Annotated in this window: 14 protein-coding genes and 1 tRNA gene; 4 read left to right on the forward strand and 11 right to left on the reverse strand. The window is 55.7% G+C overall.

Annotated elements, in window-relative coordinates:
* Positions 1-39 precede the first annotated feature (39 nt).
* Both rhaS and ACR0KX_RS17570 read right to left on the reverse strand, forming a co-directional pair.
* Complete coding sequence (gene rhaS / locus ACR0KX_RS17565) at positions 40-1,038, reverse strand: rhamnose ABC transporter substrate-binding protein (protein WP_058272419.1); 999 nt, start codon at positions 1,036-1,038, stop codon at positions 40-42.
* Between the two features lie 49 nt (positions 1,039-1,087).
* A complete protein-coding gene (locus tag ACR0KX_RS17570) occupies positions 1,088-1,891 on the reverse strand; it encodes a DeoR/GlpR family DNA-binding transcription regulator (RefSeq protein WP_170624484.1) in 804 nt (267 codons plus the stop codon).
* A 146-nt stretch (positions 1,892-2,037) separates the two neighbouring features.
* Here ACR0KX_RS17570 and ACR0KX_RS17575 point away from each other — a divergent pair, with 146 nt between their 5' ends.
* Both ACR0KX_RS17575 and ACR0KX_RS17580 read left to right on the forward strand, forming a co-directional pair.
* Positions 2,038-4,179 (forward strand): bifunctional rhamnulose-1-phosphate aldolase/short-chain dehydrogenase, encoded by a 2,142-nt coding sequence (locus ACR0KX_RS17575; protein WP_170624486.1) that lies wholly within the window; start codon positions 2,038-2,040, stop codon positions 4,177-4,179.
* An 11-nt stretch (positions 4,180-4,190) separates the two neighbouring features.
* Positions 4,191-5,420, forward strand: coding sequence for an L-rhamnose isomerase (locus ACR0KX_RS17580; RefSeq protein WP_170624488.1), 1,230 nt, complete (start codon positions 4,191-4,193; stop codon positions 5,418-5,420).
* A gap of 288 nt (positions 5,421-5,708) precedes the next feature.
* On the opposite strand, the gene ACR0KX_RS17585 is transcribed toward ACR0KX_RS17580, so the two are convergent.
* The 8 genes from ACR0KX_RS17585 to ACR0KX_RS17620 all read right to left on the reverse strand — a co-directional run bounded on the left by ACR0KX_RS17585 (position 5,709) and on the right by ACR0KX_RS17620 (position 11,971).
* The gene (locus ACR0KX_RS17585) at positions 5,709-6,353 is read right to left on the reverse strand and encodes a helix-turn-helix domain-containing protein (RefSeq protein ID WP_170624490.1); all 645 of its coding nucleotides are present in this window, start codon (positions 6,351-6,353) and stop codon (positions 5,709-5,711) included.
* Entirely contained in the window at positions 6,353-6,556 is a 204-nt protein-coding gene (locus tag ACR0KX_RS17590) for a helix-turn-helix domain-containing protein (RefSeq protein ID WP_170624492.1), read from the reverse strand. Before ACR0KX_RS17590 ends, ACR0KX_RS17585 begins: the two co-directional genes overlap by 1 nt.
* 75 nt (positions 6,557-6,631) lie before the next feature.
* On the reverse strand, positions 6,632-7,369 hold the full coding sequence (locus ACR0KX_RS17595; RefSeq protein WP_170624494.1) for a hypothetical protein: 738 nt from the start codon (positions 7,367-7,369) through the stop codon (positions 6,632-6,634).
* A complete protein-coding gene (locus tag ACR0KX_RS17600) occupies positions 7,369-8,460 on the reverse strand; it encodes an integrase family protein (RefSeq protein ID WP_170624496.1) in 1,092 nt (363 codons plus the stop codon). The genes ACR0KX_RS17595 and ACR0KX_RS17600 overlap by 1 nt, the downstream gene beginning before the upstream one ends.
* Before the next feature lie 267 nt (positions 8,461-8,727).
* Positions 8,728-9,750 (reverse strand): adenylate/guanylate cyclase domain-containing protein, encoded by a 1,023-nt coding sequence (locus ACR0KX_RS17605; RefSeq protein WP_170455018.1) that lies wholly within the window; start codon positions 9,748-9,750, stop codon positions 8,728-8,730.
* Entirely contained in the window at positions 9,747-10,112 is a 366-nt protein-coding gene (locus ACR0KX_RS17610) for a group I truncated hemoglobin (protein WP_170624498.1), read from the reverse strand. The genes ACR0KX_RS17605 and ACR0KX_RS17610 overlap by 4 nt, the downstream gene beginning before the upstream one ends.
* A gap of 115 nt (positions 10,113-10,227) precedes the next feature.
* Positions 10,228-11,058 carry a class I SAM-dependent methyltransferase gene (locus tag ACR0KX_RS17615; protein ID WP_170455022.1) on the reverse strand — a complete coding sequence of 277 codons (831 nt, stop codon included), beginning with the start codon at positions 11,056-11,058 and terminating at the stop codon, positions 10,228-10,230.
* Positions 11,059-11,131: 73 nt separating this feature from the next.
* Positions 11,132-11,971, reverse strand: a complete 840-nt coding sequence (locus ACR0KX_RS17620) for an alpha/beta fold hydrolase (RefSeq protein WP_170455024.1) — start codon at positions 11,969-11,971, stop codon at positions 11,132-11,134.
* Between the two features lie 259 nt (positions 11,972-12,230).
* Here ACR0KX_RS17620 and ACR0KX_RS17625 point away from each other — a divergent pair, with 259 nt between their 5' ends.
* Both ACR0KX_RS17625 and ACR0KX_RS17630 read left to right on the forward strand, forming a co-directional pair.
* Positions 12,231-14,462 carry an ATP-binding protein gene (locus tag ACR0KX_RS17625; RefSeq protein ID WP_480708641.1) on the forward strand — a complete coding sequence of 744 codons (2,232 nt, stop codon included), beginning with the start codon at positions 12,231-12,233 and terminating at the stop codon, positions 14,460-14,462.
* Entirely contained in the window at positions 14,455-15,168 is a 714-nt protein-coding gene (locus tag ACR0KX_RS17630) for a response regulator (protein ID WP_170624502.1), read from the forward strand. The genes ACR0KX_RS17625 and ACR0KX_RS17630 overlap by 8 nt, the downstream gene beginning before the upstream one ends.
* A gap of 395 nt (positions 15,169-15,563) precedes the next feature.
* On the opposite strand, the gene ACR0KX_RS17635 is transcribed toward ACR0KX_RS17630, so the two are convergent.
* Positions 15,564-15,640: transfer RNA gene (locus tag ACR0KX_RS17635), tRNA-Met, on the reverse strand.
* Between the last annotated feature and the right edge of the window lie 110 nt (positions 15,641-15,750).

The raw sequence follows: 15,750 nt of genomic DNA on the forward strand, positions 1-15,750 counted from the left end.
GGCGTGGGTCATCGCACACGCCCAGACACGTCGTTCAGATTAGAAGATCGACTTGAACTGTTCGATGTTCGAGCTGTCGTAGGTGAACGGATCAGCCATGGCTGCCGAGCCGGTGTCATCCAGCGTCACCGAGCCCATGCGGCCCATCGGGATTTCGGCACCGGCACCGGTTTCAGCACCGTTGGCGATTGCGTGCGCAAGCATGGTGGCCGAGTAGCCAAGGTCAATCGGGTTCCAGATTGCGAAGCTCTTGGTTGCACCGCTATCAACACAGCCTGCCATCTCGGACGGGAGGCCCAGACCGGTCACGTTGATCTCACCGATCTTGCCCGCGTCGGTCACCGCCTGGCAGGACGCCAGGATGCCAACGGTCGTTGGCGCGATGATCGCCTTCAGGTTAGGGTAGGATGCCATGAGGCCCTGTGCTTCTCGGTAGGATTTGTCGCTGAGGTCGTCGCCATAGACGGTGGCCACCAGATCTACGCCGTCATAGTTCGGAAGAACCTCTTTCGCGGCCTCGATCCAGGCGTTCTGGTTGGTTGCCGTGGCCGACGCCGACAGTATCGCGACTTCACCACCATCCGGCATGTGATCCGCGGCAAGCTTGATGATCGTATTGCCGATCAGCGGGGTCGAGGATGGGTTCAGGTGCATTTGGCGTCCGCCTTCAGCCACACCCGAGTCCCAGGAAATCACGGTGATACCGCGGTCCATCGCGCGTTTCAGCGCTGGCACAAGTGCATCGGGGTCGTTTGCCGAAATCGCGATGGCGTCGACACCCTGCGCGATCAGGGAGTTGATGACCTCGATCTGACCTTCCGCAGTGGTGTCGGTCGGGCCGGTGTAGATGATCTCGACATTGCCAAGCTCTCCGGCAGCCTCTTCAGCGCCTTCGGCGGCCGCTTCAAAGAAGCCGATCCCAAGCGCTTTTACGACCAGAGCGATGCGCATGTTGTCCTGCGCCATCGCCGTGGTGCCAAACATACCGGCAGCAAGGCTCATCCCTGCGACAAGTGATGTGAAAGTACGACGCTTCATGATAGTTCCTCCCAGAAAGTCATGTTTGGGTCTCGGGTTTCGGAGGCGGTCAAGAGGCCACCTCGTTTTCTTGACCGCTGCCCGACTGGGCAACGATCAGATTCACATCGGCAGCCTCAAGCATGGCCGCCGCCTTGTCAGGAATTCCTTCGTCGGTGATCACGGTCGTGATCCGGTCCAACTGGCAAAGCACCAGGCTGGAGCGCTGCGCGAATTTCGAACTGTCGACCAGAACGATAAGCTCATCCGCCTGTCCGATCAGTTTCTGTTCTGCCTGGATCAAAAGCGGATCGGCCTCCATCAGGCCGATGGGGCCCAGCCCCTGCGCCCCCATGAACATGCGCTTTGCATAGAAGTTGCGGGTCACGTCGTTGTCAAAGGGCGACAGGATTATGTTCTGTTCCCGGTAGATCGCGCCGCCTGACAACATGATCGTGTTCTTCGAATGCTTCAGCAGGTGCTCAGCAATCGGGAACGAATTGGTAAAGACCTGCATCCTGCGGTTGGCCAGCGGATGCACCATCTGAAAGGTCGTTGTGCCCCCGTTGATGATGATGCTGTCACCTTCGCTACACATCTCAACCGCCGCGCGCGCAATCGCCTGCTTCGCTGCGATATTCATGGTTTCGTTGACGACGAACGGACGGCCCGCCAGCCCGGCGAACTGAGGTGGCGTTATCGCCTCAGCGCCGCCTCTGACACGGCGTACCTTCTGTTTCATGTGAAGTGTTGAAATGTCGCGCCGGATGGTGGCTTCGGACACGCCGGTCAAGGTGCACAGGTCCCCAACCGTCACGACGGGGCGATCCTGCACCGCAGAAATGATGATCCTATGGCGTTCTTTTTCGTGCAAAGCCACCTCCCATTCACTCCACGCTGCGCAGATTCGCCGCAGCTGTCAATCATTTTCGATCACTTTCAATCATTCTGCATTGCAGAATGACTGATTGTGATTGTTTTTGATTGACATAACGATGCACACTACTAAGCCTAAATGCGATGGTGCAGTACCGACCGCTGCATCGTGAGGAGGGCAGAACGTTGAAATCCATCGAAAATCAGCTTCTTGAGAACCGCTGGGATGACGCTGTGGCAGGTGGTATGTCCGAATCGGAACTGCTTCTCTATCGCTCCAACACGCTGGGATCGGATAAGCGCGTCACAAACTATGGCGGTGGCAATACCTCTGCGAAGGTCATGGAAACCGACCCACTGTCCGGCAAAGAGGTCGAGGTGCTCTGGGTCAAGGGTTCCGGCGGTGACATCGGGTCCATGAAACTTGACGGCTTCTCCACGCTATACATGGACAAGCTGAACGCGCTGAAGGGGCTTTATCGCGGGGTCGAGTTTGAAGATGAAATGGTCGGCTATCTGCCCCACTGCACCTTCAAACTGAACCCGCGCGCGGCTTCAATTGACACGCCCTTGCACGCCTATGTGCCGCGCAAACATGTCGATCACGTCCACGCCGACGCGATTATTGCGATCGCAGCGTCGAAGAATTCGAAGGAGCTGACCCAGGAAATTTTCGGTGACCGGATCGGTTGGCTGCCGTGGAAACGGCCGGGGTATGAACTGGGCCTGTGGCTTGAAAAGTTCTGCCTGGAAAACCCGGATGCCGATGGCGTTGTCCTTGAAAGTCACGGATTGTTCACATGGGCTGACACGGCGAAAGACTGCTATTACTGCACCATCGACGTGATCAACGTCGCGACCAAGTGGTTGGCCGAGAAGACCGCCGATGTTCCGGCCTTTGGCGGAGCGGTCCACCAGAGCCTCGCCCGGGAAGGTAGGCGGGCCGTTGCCGCCAGGCTGATGCCCGCGATCCGTGGCTTTGTCAGTGGCAACCAGCTCATGGTCGGGCATTTCAACGACAGCGACTCGGTGCTTGAGTTCGTGAATTCTAAGGACATGGAGGCGCTGGCGGCCCTTGGTACGTCCTGCCCCGACCATTTCCTGCGCACTAAGATCCGTCCTTTGGTCGTCGGCTTCGACCCGGCCCACAACAACATCGACGCAGTGCTTGAAGGCCTGCCCGCGCAAGTCGCGGCCTATCGTGAGGACTACACGGCTTACTACAACCGTTGCAAACACGATAACTCGCCTGCGCTTAGAGACCCCAACGCGGTTGTCTACCTGATCCCCGGGGTTGGCATGATCACATTTGCCAAAGACAAGGGCACGGCCCGCATTTCCGGCGAATTCTACGTCAACGCGATCAATGTTATGCGCGGGGCAAGTGCCGTCAGCGAATACTGCGGCCTGCCAGAGCAGGAAGCTTTTGACATTGAATACTGGCTGTTGGAAGAAGCCAAGTTGCAGCGCATGCCGAAACCAAAATCGCTGGCTGGTCGCGTCGCGCTGGTCACCGGCGGCGCCGGCGGCATAGGGTCGGCAACGGCAGAACGTTATCTGTCCGAGGGCGCCTGTGTCGTGCTGGCCGACATCAATCCTGAAAGCCTCACCGCGACGGAAGGGGTCCTGACCCAGCAGTTCGGCAAGGACGTCGTTTGCACCGTCCTGATGGACGTCACGGATGAAAATGCCGTGGCCCAGGCGTTGGCTGAAACATCCGTCGAATTTGGCGGCATCGACATCCTTGTCTCGAACGCCGGGATCGCATCCTCTGCCCCGGTTGAGGAAACGTCCCTCGACCTTTGGAACAAGAACATGGACATCTTGTCCACGGGGTATTTCCTCGTCAGCCGGGAAACTTTCAAGATCATGCGGGTGCAGGACATGGGCGGATCTATCGTTTTCGTGGCTTCGAAAAACGGGCTTGCCGCCTCGCCCAATGCCTCGGCCTATTGCACGGCGAAGGCCTCGGAAATCCACTTGGCCCGTTGCCTTGCGCTTGAAGGTGCTGAGGCCGGGATCAGGGTCAACGTTGTGAACCCGGATGCGGTGTTGCGGGGTTCCAAGATCTGGGAAGGCGATTGGCTGGATCAGCGGGCTTCGACCTACGGCACGGATAAGGAGGGGCTGGAAGAGATGTACCGCAACCGATCCATGCTGAAACGCTCAGTCCTGCCGGAAGATATTGCCGAGGCCTGTTATTTCTTCGCCGCCGAGACGTCGGCCAAATCCACGGGTAACATTCTGAACGTTGATGCGGGCAACGTTCAGGCCTTCACGCGATAGGGAGACGGTCCATGAGCTATGAAAGCGCCAAAGCGCAATTCGCTGACTGGGGCGTCGACACTGATGCTGCAATCAAGGCTCTGAAGGGCATCCCGATTTCCGTTCACTGTTGGCAAGGCGATGACGTGGTGGGGTTCGAAAACCAGACCGCCACCTCGGGCGGGGGCATTCAGGCAACCGGAAACCATCCCGGCCGGGCCCGCAACCCCGACGAACTGCGGGCGGATCTTGAGTTTGCCTATGCAAATATCCCCGGGTCACATCGGTTGAATCTGCACGCGATGTACATGGACACAGACGATACCCCGGACCGTGATGAGATCGAGTATCGCCATTTCGCGCCATGGGTCGACTGGGCCAAGGGCATCGGCATCGGGCTGGATTTCAACCCGACTTTCTTTGCCCATCAAAAGGCCGATGACAACCTGACGTTGGCACACCCCGACAAGGGCATCAGGGACTTTTGGATCGAACATGGAAAACGCACGCGGGACATCGCGGCGCAGATGGGAGCCGCGCTTGGTTCACCCTGCATCAACAACATTTGGGTTCCGGATGGGTTCAAGGACCTTCCTATCGACCGTATGGCGGCAAGGGCCCGGCTTGAGGCCTCGCTCGACACCATGCTGGCCCAGGCGAAATCGGATATGCTGGATGCGGTCGAATCCAAGCTTTTCGGCATCGGGGTCGAGGCCTGCACGGTGGGCAGCCATGAGTTCTACATGGGCTATGCGATCCGCAACAAGACACTGCTGTGCCTCGACATGGGGCACTTCCACCCGACCGAGAATATCGCCGACAAACTGAGCGCCGTGGCCCTGTCTCTGGATGAGCTTTTGCTGCACGTGTCGCGCCCTATGCGTTGGGACAGCGACCATGTGATCATGCTGAACGATGACATCCTGGCGATGGCACATGAACTGGTCAGCGGCGACCTGTTGGGCAAGACCCATATCGGGCTTGATTTCTTCGACGCCACGATCAGCCGCACGGCCGCTTGGGTTATCGGCACGCGCAACATGCAAAAGGCGCTTCTGCAGGCGCTTCTGAAGCCCTGGGATCGCTTGCGAGCAGCGGAGGACGCGCTGGATTTCACAAGCCGGTTTGTTGTGACAGAGGAACTGAAGGACCTACCCTACGGAGCGGTGTGGTCTGAATTTTGCGCCAGAAACGACGCGCCTATAGGTACTGAGCTGATCACTGAGCTTGACGCTTATCAGGCCACTGTAGCGGGTCGCTGAGGCACGGCCCAATTTTGTGGAAAGTCTCCGTCTGGACAATCTATGTTGGAAAGAACGCCAAGATTGCATTCGAAAGAAAGCGGTCGTCGCGCCGGTGACCATTGAGCGGCCGCATTAGTCCGCAATGCGGTCATTGGCGCAAAGCGCAGCGAATGCCTACTTTCCGCCCGTTGCCTGTAGCCCCCCCCTTAAAACTTTCCCGCGGAAAAATCTGATTACCCCCGCCGGTCCCGTGGGTTGGGGCCACCAACTTTTGATACCCCCCCCAACTCTGATGAGGACTCAGGACTACGTGACAACAATGCTCTGTCCCTTACTCAACACGACATCGCTGAAAAAGAGAATGTAGCGATCAATTTCTTCGTGCCTTGGAAAACGGGTCGGCAATGCAATGCTGCCGTTCTTCCGCAGCAACTGCAAAAGCGATGCAAAGTCGAAGACCGTGTGGGCAGTAACGAACGCTTCCCATTCAAGAAGGTTCTGCTGGTCATCTTCGGCAAACCAAAGATATCCGCCACGACTGGCTCCAACATTCACGTTTTCTTTGTTCATTCCTTTGTTCTTATAATGAGCGACAGCGTTGTCACCTTTTTGCGACACGGTTGTCGCCTCATGATGCGTGCCAGTGTCACGTTTAAAGCTGATTTTGGGCTCCGTGATTTGGAACGTGCGCCTGACACCTTGCTTGCGTACACGCCGGATCCAGCCGAGCTTTTCGAGCTCCCGAATGTAGCGTTGGATGCTGCGCTTATGGACGCCAAACCTGTTGGCCAGGGTAGCGTTGCTCGCCCAGAAGCAGCCGCTATCTTTCGATACAAACTCGTCGCAGACAAAAGACGCGAAGTGTTTGGTGCGCAGTGCTAAGTGATCTGTAGCGTGAACGCGTTTCTTCCAATCAAAACGATATTTTGAGAATGGGGAGTTCCGAGACATCAGTCCGCTCCTCCCAAACCTTCACTGCGCGAGGCCATCCAGTCGTCGAGGTCAGAGCGCTTGTACCGGATGGAACGAATTCCAATCCGAATATACCTGGGCCCGGCGACAGCGCCAATTCCCATCCGCAGTTTCGCGAGGTAGCTTTCACTGATTCCAGTGTAACGAGCGGCCTCCCGGGCCGTCAGATAGTTTGCCTGCATAGCATTGCTCCTTTGAACACGTCTGGGAGCAACAGAGAAACAATTGGAGTTGGCGTCATGGGTCGTGCAAACGAATTAGTGTTCTTTACGCCCCACATACCTTCTCCAACTGCGAAACGCTGACGTCGGCAGTTCTTCTATGTCGAAGAGCTCAAACATATCGCTCAGAAAGCGGTAGAATGGCCCGCTTTCATTCATCGCTTTGGGAACTTTTATCGTTCCAGGGTGGCGCTCACATAATCCAACACAAGCTGCCACCAGGCGCCAAGCCTCTATTGCCTTTTTTCCAACCGGCACACCTTGCGTTGCCGCCTTTTCAGCGTCTTCAATCAAGTCCACGAAATGACGAAGTCTCCTGAAAAACTCTGCCTTTGCCAACATCGCCTTCCAGTGTGGAGACTCCTTCAATTTGTCAGTGAGAGTATCGTGGTCGCCTTCGGTGCTTTCATTTTCGTTTAACAACCTGCTTCTTTGAATAGCTCCGATACGGAATGCATCGCTAACAGGAGTGGGGAGACGGTCCAGAATTTCATCTGCTTCGTTCAAACGTGTTCTCAGTTTAGTGAGGTCTTCCAATACGCGTTTAGCTGACCAGAATTCATCCAGTTCATGCGCTTGATCGAAAACCAAGAAATGCGCCACCCAACCAAAGCTCTCATCGTCAAAACATTCGTATTTTTCAAAGTGTTTTCTAAGAAGTCGAATTAACTCGCTATGGAACTTGCTGGCGCCAGCTTCGAATTCCTCTTGGTCTAGCAAATCAAGTTCGAATATTTCCGGGTCGATCGGCAATATCCAATCTCGCCCACTCATCACAAACCACCGTTTTTGCCCGTGGTCCTGAGAAGCAACTCCCGACTGACAGCGTCCATCGCCGGCCTGAGTGCGTCGAGCGACGGTTTCACGTAGCGTTGTCCGGTGATCGAAAGCGGAGTGTGGTTCAGCAAACGGCCAACTATCTCTTCGAGTATCCCTGCCTCCATTGCGACCGTTGCAAATGTCCGACGATGGACATGGCTGGACCATTGCAGACGCTCGGGTCCCTTCAGATGGCCTGTGGGGGATTTGGGTGACGGAAACACCCATTGCCTATGCAGACCGCGCACAGGGGCCAGTATTTCGTGATGGACCTGTGAAATGGGAAGATCAAAGCTGCGACCATTCTTTGTCATCGGCAAATGGATGTGATCTTCATGGATATGCTTCCATTCGAGCGTCAGTGCCTCGGTTTTGCGAAAGCCTGTGAACAAAAGCAGCTCGTAAAAGATCTTGTGGATGGGGTTGTACAGATCGTCCACTGATTGGCGCCAGGCGCTCAAGTCCTCAATGATCGAACCGTTCGGTTGTTCCTCATACCACTCGATAGCCATCGTTGGGCTTTCCGGCAGATCGTAGATGCGCCGTGCATGGTTCCAGACCGTCCGAAAGTATTTCAGCGTATGATTTGCCGAAGATGGCGTTGCTGCCATGGATCTGTGACGCTCAACCACCATCGACTTGGTTATCTCATCCAGCGGCAGTCGCAGCCAATCTTTCAAATGTAGCTCGAACTGCTGACGCACCCCGGATCGGTGAGCCTCAGACCGAAGTTTGGGACGTGCCAAATAGGTTTCCATGGCTGTCTCAAGCGTCGGCGCTCCGATCTGTATACGCTTGCCCGCTCCCCTGCCCCAGTCAAGCGCATATCCCAGTGCAGTTTGTCGAGCAGTATCTGCGGAAATCATCGGGTAGCGCCCGATCAAAACACGCCGCGTTTGGCCTCCAACGTCTTTCTGGAAGTACCAGGTCTTTGACTGTTTCCCGACGAAGAGCACAAGCCCCTTTATCTCGCTATCCCAGTGCTTGGCAGTGCCCTGTTTTGTCTGCGGAACCTTGCGCGCGAATGTCTCTGTGAGCTTTGGCATTTTGTCAGCTTTTTGTCGGAACTGGATTGAAACCTGAGGATACCACAGGAACTATCGTGACAAAATTAATTACTTATATTGAATTACTTGGCAAGACAGGGAATGTCTGGGAAACATACTGTCATTGCTTGGAAGGCAGGGGCTTTACCATTAAGCTATACCCGCTCACGGTTTGGCTTTCCTATGTGAAGGTCAAGTGGGCGTCAAGAGCGATCTCGCCCCAGTATGCGTTGGTCTGATTTTGGGGTTTTGCCAGATGCTGTGACATCAGCTTTTGTCGGCCAGACGCCAGACCTCCTGCTCATCAAATCCACGGATTGCCTTGGACCCCATTGGCTCGAGGTCGAATTGATCTTTGAGAATATCCGCGACCTCATCCTGAACCGTGATCTGCATCGGATCCGAGAATTCCTGAAGCCGTGAAGCCAGATTAACGGCGGGGCCGAAGATGTCGTAGACATATTTCTGAATACCCACCACGGACCCAACGACAGACCCTGACGCCAACCCGATGCGGCACCGCCACTGATGCGGATGGCTGAGGTTGCGGCGGTTCAGGTAGCGCACAAACCGAATGGCCGTGTTGGCAATCGCTTTGGCATGATCCGGCGTCGGATCAGGCAGGCCCGCCACGGTAATATAAGCATCCCCGATTGTCTTGATGCGCTCACAACCAAATTGCTCACCAATGCGATCAAAGGCGCTGTAGATATCGTTCAGTTCCGTAACGGTAACGCTGGGTTCTTGCGCGGCGACCATTTCAGTGAACCCGACGAAATCCAGCATCAGGACGGATACCGGATCGTATAGCTGCGGCGTGACGACGCCGAAGGTTTTGTATTCTTCGTAAACCGACCGTGGCATCAGGTTGAGCAGCAGCTTTTCGACCTGCTCTTTTTCGCGCTTCAACTCGCGCGTGTTGCGCTCGACCATCATCGAATAGGAATCGATCATGGATTCCAGCTCTTTAATGCGGGTGATGTTCTGGCAGACCAGAACTAGCACGTCATCATGCGCCACCGTGAAGTCGAGCGCGATGACCAGCGTTCGGCGCTTTTTCTTGAAACTAATCTCGGACGTATGCCGCCCAGTCTCATGCAGGCTTTGCTGCACCGCGCTGGTATCAAGATCTGGAAAAAGCTGTTGCAACTGGTCCGACGGGGTGTCGCCGCTGAACCATTCGTCAAACGTGTCGTTTCGAAAACCGAACTGCAGTGTCTGGCGGTCGAGCAGGGCAACGCCCACGCCAATGGCGCGAAGCAGTTGTTCGTTTATGGCTGCAATAGTCATGGCTTACCTACAATCAGAGGGCGCCGTTTCGCGAATTCGGCGACAACGGCCGCAATATCTTCTGTAGCCACGTTGTGTTTTTGCAAAGCGTCTTGCAACACCGTTTCCAGTTCATCGAAATGCACATTCGTGATTTCAAGGTGAGAATGCAGCTGGCGCAACTGGTTGTCTGTGTAAGAAGCCGGACCGCCTAGCAGCGAGGCAATGAACTTGGTCTGGTGATCGACCATCTTGGTCATGTCCACATGATCGAAGAAGGGGCCAACCTCATCATTGTCCAAAAGCGTGTCGTAGAATGAGATCACGATCTTGCTGATCTTCGAGAACCCGCCGTATTTCTCGTAAAGTGTGCGTTCAGCCATTTCGAAACCCCTTTTGACAAACTGATAAAGAAACGCGACCCAGATGCCTTGGTCGCCAAGTCTCAACGCCCTCGGGTGCAAAACCGCAAGAGCGTTGAGTTTCCATGTCACACCGTCAGCGATGCTGGGCGATGACTTCGGCATATTCGGACGAGATGCACAGGGAACCGTTGGTCGAGATGTCGAACTTTTCGATCAGCGCCATAAGGTCGGCCTGCAATGCCGCCTGCCCCGTTTCGTCCAGCGCATCAAAGGCCTTTTGCATGGGGCCATAGAACGTCCGGAAGTATTCCAGGAAATGCTCGGCCGAGCGGTAGCGGAACATAAAGTTCTTGCGCCGGAAGGAAATAACCTCGCACTTGTCTCCAAAGGTGTCCTCGACCCAGTCCTGTTTGCCCCACATCGCGGGGGAGTTCACGCCAGCGGGCGGCGGCACATGCTTGCCGATGGTCTTGAACAGTTGGCCGATAAAGCTTTCGGGTGTCCAGTTCGCCATGCCGATCTTGCCGCCGGGTTTGACCACGCGCTGAAGTTCGGCCGCGGATTGCTGTTGATTGGGCGTGAACATCACCCCGAAGGTGGACACAACCGCGTCGAACGACTGATCCGCAAAGGGCAGGTTTTCCGCATCCGCCACCTTGTAGGTCACGAACAGGCCCTCTGCCTTTGCGCGTTGGCTGCTGGCCTCCAACAGCGCCTCGACATAGTCGGTCGAGGTCACGTCGCAAAAGCGCCGCGCAAAGGCCAGAGTGGCATTGCCATTCCCGGCCGCGACATCCAGCACCTTGGCGCTTGGGGTCATGTCCATGGCCTCGGCAAGCTCTTCGCCGGTGATTTGAAGGGTGACGCCAACCTTGCTGTAATCTCCAGATCCCCAGGCAACGTTTTGCTTGGCCTTGATTGCCGTAAAGTCTGTTGTAGAGGCGATAGCTGTTTGAATACCCATGATTTTGTTCCTTTTGATGGTATGCTGGCCTGACACCAGCGGGTTTTGAAAAATTCGCATCGTCACATGCGGGTTAAGCAGCTTTCCGATCCGGCCAGCTGATATTCATGACGGGCCGTTCCGCACTGGCCACGTGCTCAAGAATTCTTGGGTTGACCCAGTCGGGCTGAAAGACCGGTGCCATATGGCCCAGCTCTGGCAGCAGCGCGATCCGTGCGTTGGGCAGGGCCTTGGCGATCGCAACCGACGTGTGCTGAGCGATTTCCGGAGATTCCAGACCGGTCATGACCAGCGTCGGAACTTCGATCCCGGCCAAATCCTTCAATGTCCAGGTCTCGGCAAACCCATTGGCAAAGTCGGTCATGATGGACGCGATCATCCCGCTGAACCGATCTTGCGCAGGCGCTGGAAGCGCATCCCAGAACCCCTTTTGATTCCAGAAATCCAGGAAATGACGCATACCCGCAGCGGGATTGCCGTCCGCTGCCGACGCCGTCACCATGGCCGCAACCAGTTGAATTTGCCGAAACATGTCCTTGCTGTCTTCAGTCCCATGCTTGAGGAAATGAAAGGCGGCGGGTTCGTAAACCGTAAGGCTTTTTACCAGATAGGGGCGCATCAGCGCGATCTTGATCGCAATACCGCCACCGTTGGAATGCCCAACCAGATGGACAGGGCGACCCATCGCCTCGATTTCGCGGATGACCGGCATGGCGGAAATGGCCGCACCGGTCTGGGACGCGTCACCTGCAAGGGGCGCTTGGCCATAGCCGGGCAGATCAAAGGCGTGAACGGAAAAACGGCCGTCCAGATCCGCTGCCAGCGGCCCCCATTGCCCGCCGTTAGAAGCAGAAGAATGCAACGCGACAATAGGAGCGTTGGTGAGTTCAGAAGTGTTAAATGAAATAGTCATCGTACTTACCCAATTGCGTTTGTGATGGGCAATAACTGACCTTTCATTGTTTCAATGTGATTTCTGAATGCGGCGCAAAGTGTTTCAGTTGTTGCTTGGTGAAGTGGTTCACACAACTGGCTATCCGGTTCGAAAACAACCAGCTTTCGGGCTGAAGCTGGCGCGGCGGGGCGCGCTGTGAAACAATTGAAACACAAGAGGCCGATTTTGAAATGGCACTGAAACAATGGTATCTTAGAAAATCAGGATGACGATGGGCATGGCGAACAATCTTGAAGAGATTGAGAAGGCACGAGACCTTCTTCGCGACGCCATTGAATCGCTCAAGGAAGGGTTCGCCCTTTATGATGACGACCGTCGCCTTGTAATGTTCAACCAACGCTATGCTGAAATGAACAAGGGGGTTGCCGATCTGTTGGAGCCCGGTCTGGATTGGGAAATCCTTATGCGCGAGACCGCGCGCCGGGGGATCTACGCTGACGCCATCGGCAACGAACAGCAATGGGTTTCAGACAGGCTGGTCAACGGGATCGAGTTCATTCAGGATTTTGAACTGACCGAAACGGATGGGCGCACCTATCTGGTCTCGGTCCATCCCACCAAGCTGGGCGGCTTTGTCGTCACCCGCGAGGACATTACCGACCGCAAACAGGCCGAGGTGGAAGAACGCGACGGCGATCTTCTGATCCGACAGGTTCTGGACGCCAGTTCGGCAGTGGTGACAATGGCCCGGATTGGCGACGGACAGATCCTGTATCGCACGCCGGCGGCCCTGCAGATGTTCGGGCCGTCCAGATCTGCGCGAGAGCACTATCTGAACCCCGAAGAACGCGCGGATTTTATTACTCTGCTGTTGGCTGACGGTCAGGTCGAAGATTACAAGCTCGATCTGGTGAACGCGCAGGGTAAGACTTTTCCGGCGTCCATTTCTTCGCAATTGATCGACTACAAGGGCGAAGAGGTCATCGTCACCAGCATCATCGACCTGACTGTTCAGAAAGAAGCCGACGCCCTGATCCGCCAGGTGATGGAGGCATATCCGGCCGCCATCAACATGACGCATGCCGACACTGGCGAGGTTCTATTTGCCACGCCGGAAATCAAGGCGCTGTTCGGTGACAACAAAAGTTCCAAATCCTACTACGCAGACCCCGAAGAACGGGACCGCTATTTAAAGGACCTTCGACAAGCAGGTGCGCTGAAAGACCGGCGCATGGAATTTGTGGATGCAAAGGGTCGCAAGTTTTGGGGCGCGGATTCTTCGCGCCTTATTGAGTTCAACGGCGAAGAAGTCATCGTTTCCAACACCCGCGATCTGACGGACGAACTGGCAATCGAAGCAGAACTTGAAAAACAGCGAGAGCTGCTGTTCCAGAACGAAAAGATGTCCGCTTTGGGTGAGCTGCTGGCAGGCGTCGCGCATGAACTGAACAACCCGCTGTCAGTTGTTGTGGGCCACTCGCTGATGCTGAAGGAAGAGATTACGGACCCCGACCTGACCGCCCGGATCGAAAAAATCGGCAGTGCCGCAGAACGCTGCGCCAAGATCGTGAAGACTTTTCTAGCGATGGCACGCCAGCAGCCCAGCAAGATCGAACAGGTCGATGTGCCCGGTATGATCGAAACCGCCGCAGATGTCGCGGGCTATGGTAGCACCTCGGGCGAGATCAGCATCACACGCAACCTGCCCGCCGATTTGCCGCCGATTGCCGGGGATGCCGATCAATTGACTCAGGTCATCCTGAACCTGATTTTCAATGCGGAACAAGCCATGACCTCCAGCGGTGTTGGCGGCCGGATTACCCTGTCGGCGGCGGCTAATCCCGACGCAGGAATGGTCGAGGTGACGGTCGAAGACAACGGCCCCGGAATTCCCAAATCCATCCGCCCCCGCATTTTTGAGCCCTTCTTCACAACAAAAGAGGTTGGCGACGGAACCGGGATCGGGTTGGCCTTTTGCCACCGGATCGTGCTGTCTCATGGCGGGCAGATCAGGCTTGATCAAACTGTCCTGTCGGGCACCTGTTTTCGGATCACGCTGCCTGTTGCGGTGTCCAACACAGATGAGGCTGATGAACCGCACGACCCAGTCCCGACCGTGGCTCAACACCGCGTGTTGGTGGTGGATGACGAGGTCGAGGTGGGCGAGTTGAATGCTGAAATTCTCAGGAGAGAAGGCTTTCACGTCGATTTCGTCTCATCTGGCGAAGAGGCGCTGAACCGCCTGCAATCCGCCGCTTATGACGTTTTCCTGAGCGATCTGAACATGCCTGACGTAGATGGCCGTAAGATATACGAGGCGCTGGTGTCCCGCTTCCCCGACATGCTGCCCAGAACCGCATATATCACCGGCGACACGATGGGCGAAAGCTCCTTGGGGTTGTTGCAGGACTCCGGCCTGCCCTATCTGGAAAAACCGGTCTCGCCGACTGAGCTCAGAACACTTGTCGGGAAGCTGATTGCCGACCGGAAGGACGAAGCAGATGGATAATCAAAAAACCCATATCCTGGTTTGCGATGATGAAATCGACGTGCGCGAAATGCTGCAGGAATACCTCAGCAAACGCGGCTACCAGGTGTCGGCGGCATCCGGAGGCGAAGAGCTTCGGGCAATTGCTGCCGCTGAACCCGTGGACGTCATGATCATGGACATCAATATGCCGAAAGAAGACGGCCTTTCGATCCTGAGGTCCCTTCGCCCCGAGAATACAACTCCGGTGATCATGCTGACCGCAGCAGGCGACGTGGTGGATCGCATCATCGGCCTTGAAATGGGGGCCGACGACTATCTGGGCAAACCCGTTGACCTGCGTGAACTGGAAGCCCGGATCAAGGCCATCCTGCGTCGCGGTTCGATGAATGACAGCGCGCCTTCTGTAAAACCCGGTGAAGACTACGCGCTTTTTGGCGATTACACTTTGGATAAAGAGGCAGCAAAGCTTCTTTCCTCGGACGGGACCGAGGTTCAGCTCACGGCGATGGAGTACAGTCTACTCAAGGTCTTTGCGGAAAACAAAGGGCGTGTCTTGAACCGGGATCAGCTACTGGAACAGGCCCATGACCGCACCTGGGACCCTTTCGACCGCAGCATCGACATCAGAATCTCAAGATTACGCCGCAAGCTGGAGACCAACCCCGAAAAGCCTGAAATCATCAGGACCGTTAGGGGAATTGGCTATTTATATGATCCCAAGTGATTGGCGGTTCTTGGGGGCTGTGCGCAAGTTGCATTACACGGCATCATTTATGTCGATCGCGCAAGCGCTTTAAACCCCGAATTCTAGTGTAACTTACCCGTCGACTGGTTAGGCGCGGCTTCAAAGTATTGCCAGAGGTGAACGGCGTACGGAAAGACTATTCCGGGAGGAACAGGTTCAACCTGTGCGCTCTGAAGCGGCTCGTCTGACACTGCGTTCGACTGTAATGGTTTCGGGCGTAGGAATTGCACCTTTGACTATCAGGTCATGGTTTGAAGGGACCGTGGCTGCAGTGGGGCCGCGAAAGCCCTGATAACGACGAGGTGAAGACGTTAAGCAATTGATCCAGTGGATCAATAGTAGTCTGAACGGGCTGGGTTGGGGTTTTCTGACACTGGTTGCGGGAGCAGGATTTGAACCTGCGACCTTCAGGTTATGAGCCTGACGAGCTACCGGGCTGCTCCATCCCGCGTCAGAGTCAGATTTGTTTCATCGTAAGAGAGATATGGGCTTTTACTAGGTTTGGCGGTGACCTACTCTCCCGGGGCTTAAGCCCAAGTACCATTGGCGCGGCAGTGCTTA

It is taken from the genome of Ruegeria sp. BG5, assembly GCF_056538425.1.

Coding starts and splice junctions, on each gene's coding strand:
- rhaS (WP_058272419.1), bottom strand. CDS start 1,038: ATGAAGCGTCGTACTTTCACATCACTTGTCGCAGGGATGAGCCTTGCT.
- ACR0KX_RS17575 (WP_170624486.1), top strand. CDS start 2,038: ATGGTGCAGTACCGACCGCTGCATCGTGAGGAGGGCAGAACGTTGAAA.
- ACR0KX_RS17580 (WP_170624488.1), top strand. CDS start 4,191: ATGAGCTATGAAAGCGCCAAAGCGCAATTCGCTGACTGGGGCGTCGAC.
- ACR0KX_RS17585 (WP_170624490.1), bottom strand. CDS start 6,353: ATGTCTCGGAACTCCCCATTCTCAAAATATCGTTTTGATTGGAAGAAA.
- ACR0KX_RS17590 (WP_170624492.1), bottom strand. CDS start 6,556: ATGCAGGCAAACTATCTGACGGCCCGGGAGGCCGCTCGTTACACTGGA.
- ACR0KX_RS17595 (WP_170624494.1), bottom strand. CDS start 7,369: ATGAGTGGGCGAGATTGGATATTGCCGATCGACCCGGAAATATTCGAA.
- ACR0KX_RS17600 (WP_170624496.1), bottom strand. CDS start 8,460: ATGCCAAAGCTCACAGAGACATTCGCGCGCAAGGTTCCGCAGACAAAA.
- ACR0KX_RS17605 (WP_170455018.1), bottom strand. CDS start 9,750: ATGACTATTGCAGCCATAAACGAACAACTGCTTCGCGCCATTGGCGTG.
- ACR0KX_RS17610 (WP_170624498.1), bottom strand. CDS start 10,112: ATGGCTGAACGCACACTTTACGAGAAATACGGCGGGTTCTCGAAGATC.
- ACR0KX_RS17615 (WP_170455022.1), bottom strand. CDS start 11,058: ATGGGTATTCAAACAGCTATCGCCTCTACAACAGACTTTACGGCAATC.
- ACR0KX_RS17620 (WP_170455024.1), bottom strand. CDS start 11,971: ATGACTATTTCATTTAACACTTCTGAACTCACCAACGCTCCTATTGTC.
- ACR0KX_RS17625 (WP_480708641.1), top strand. CDS start 12,231: ATGGCGAACAATCTTGAAGAGATTGAGAAGGCACGAGACCTTCTTCGC.
- ACR0KX_RS17630 (WP_170624502.1), top strand. CDS start 14,455: ATGGATAATCAAAAAACCCATATCCTGGTTTGCGATGATGAAATCGAC.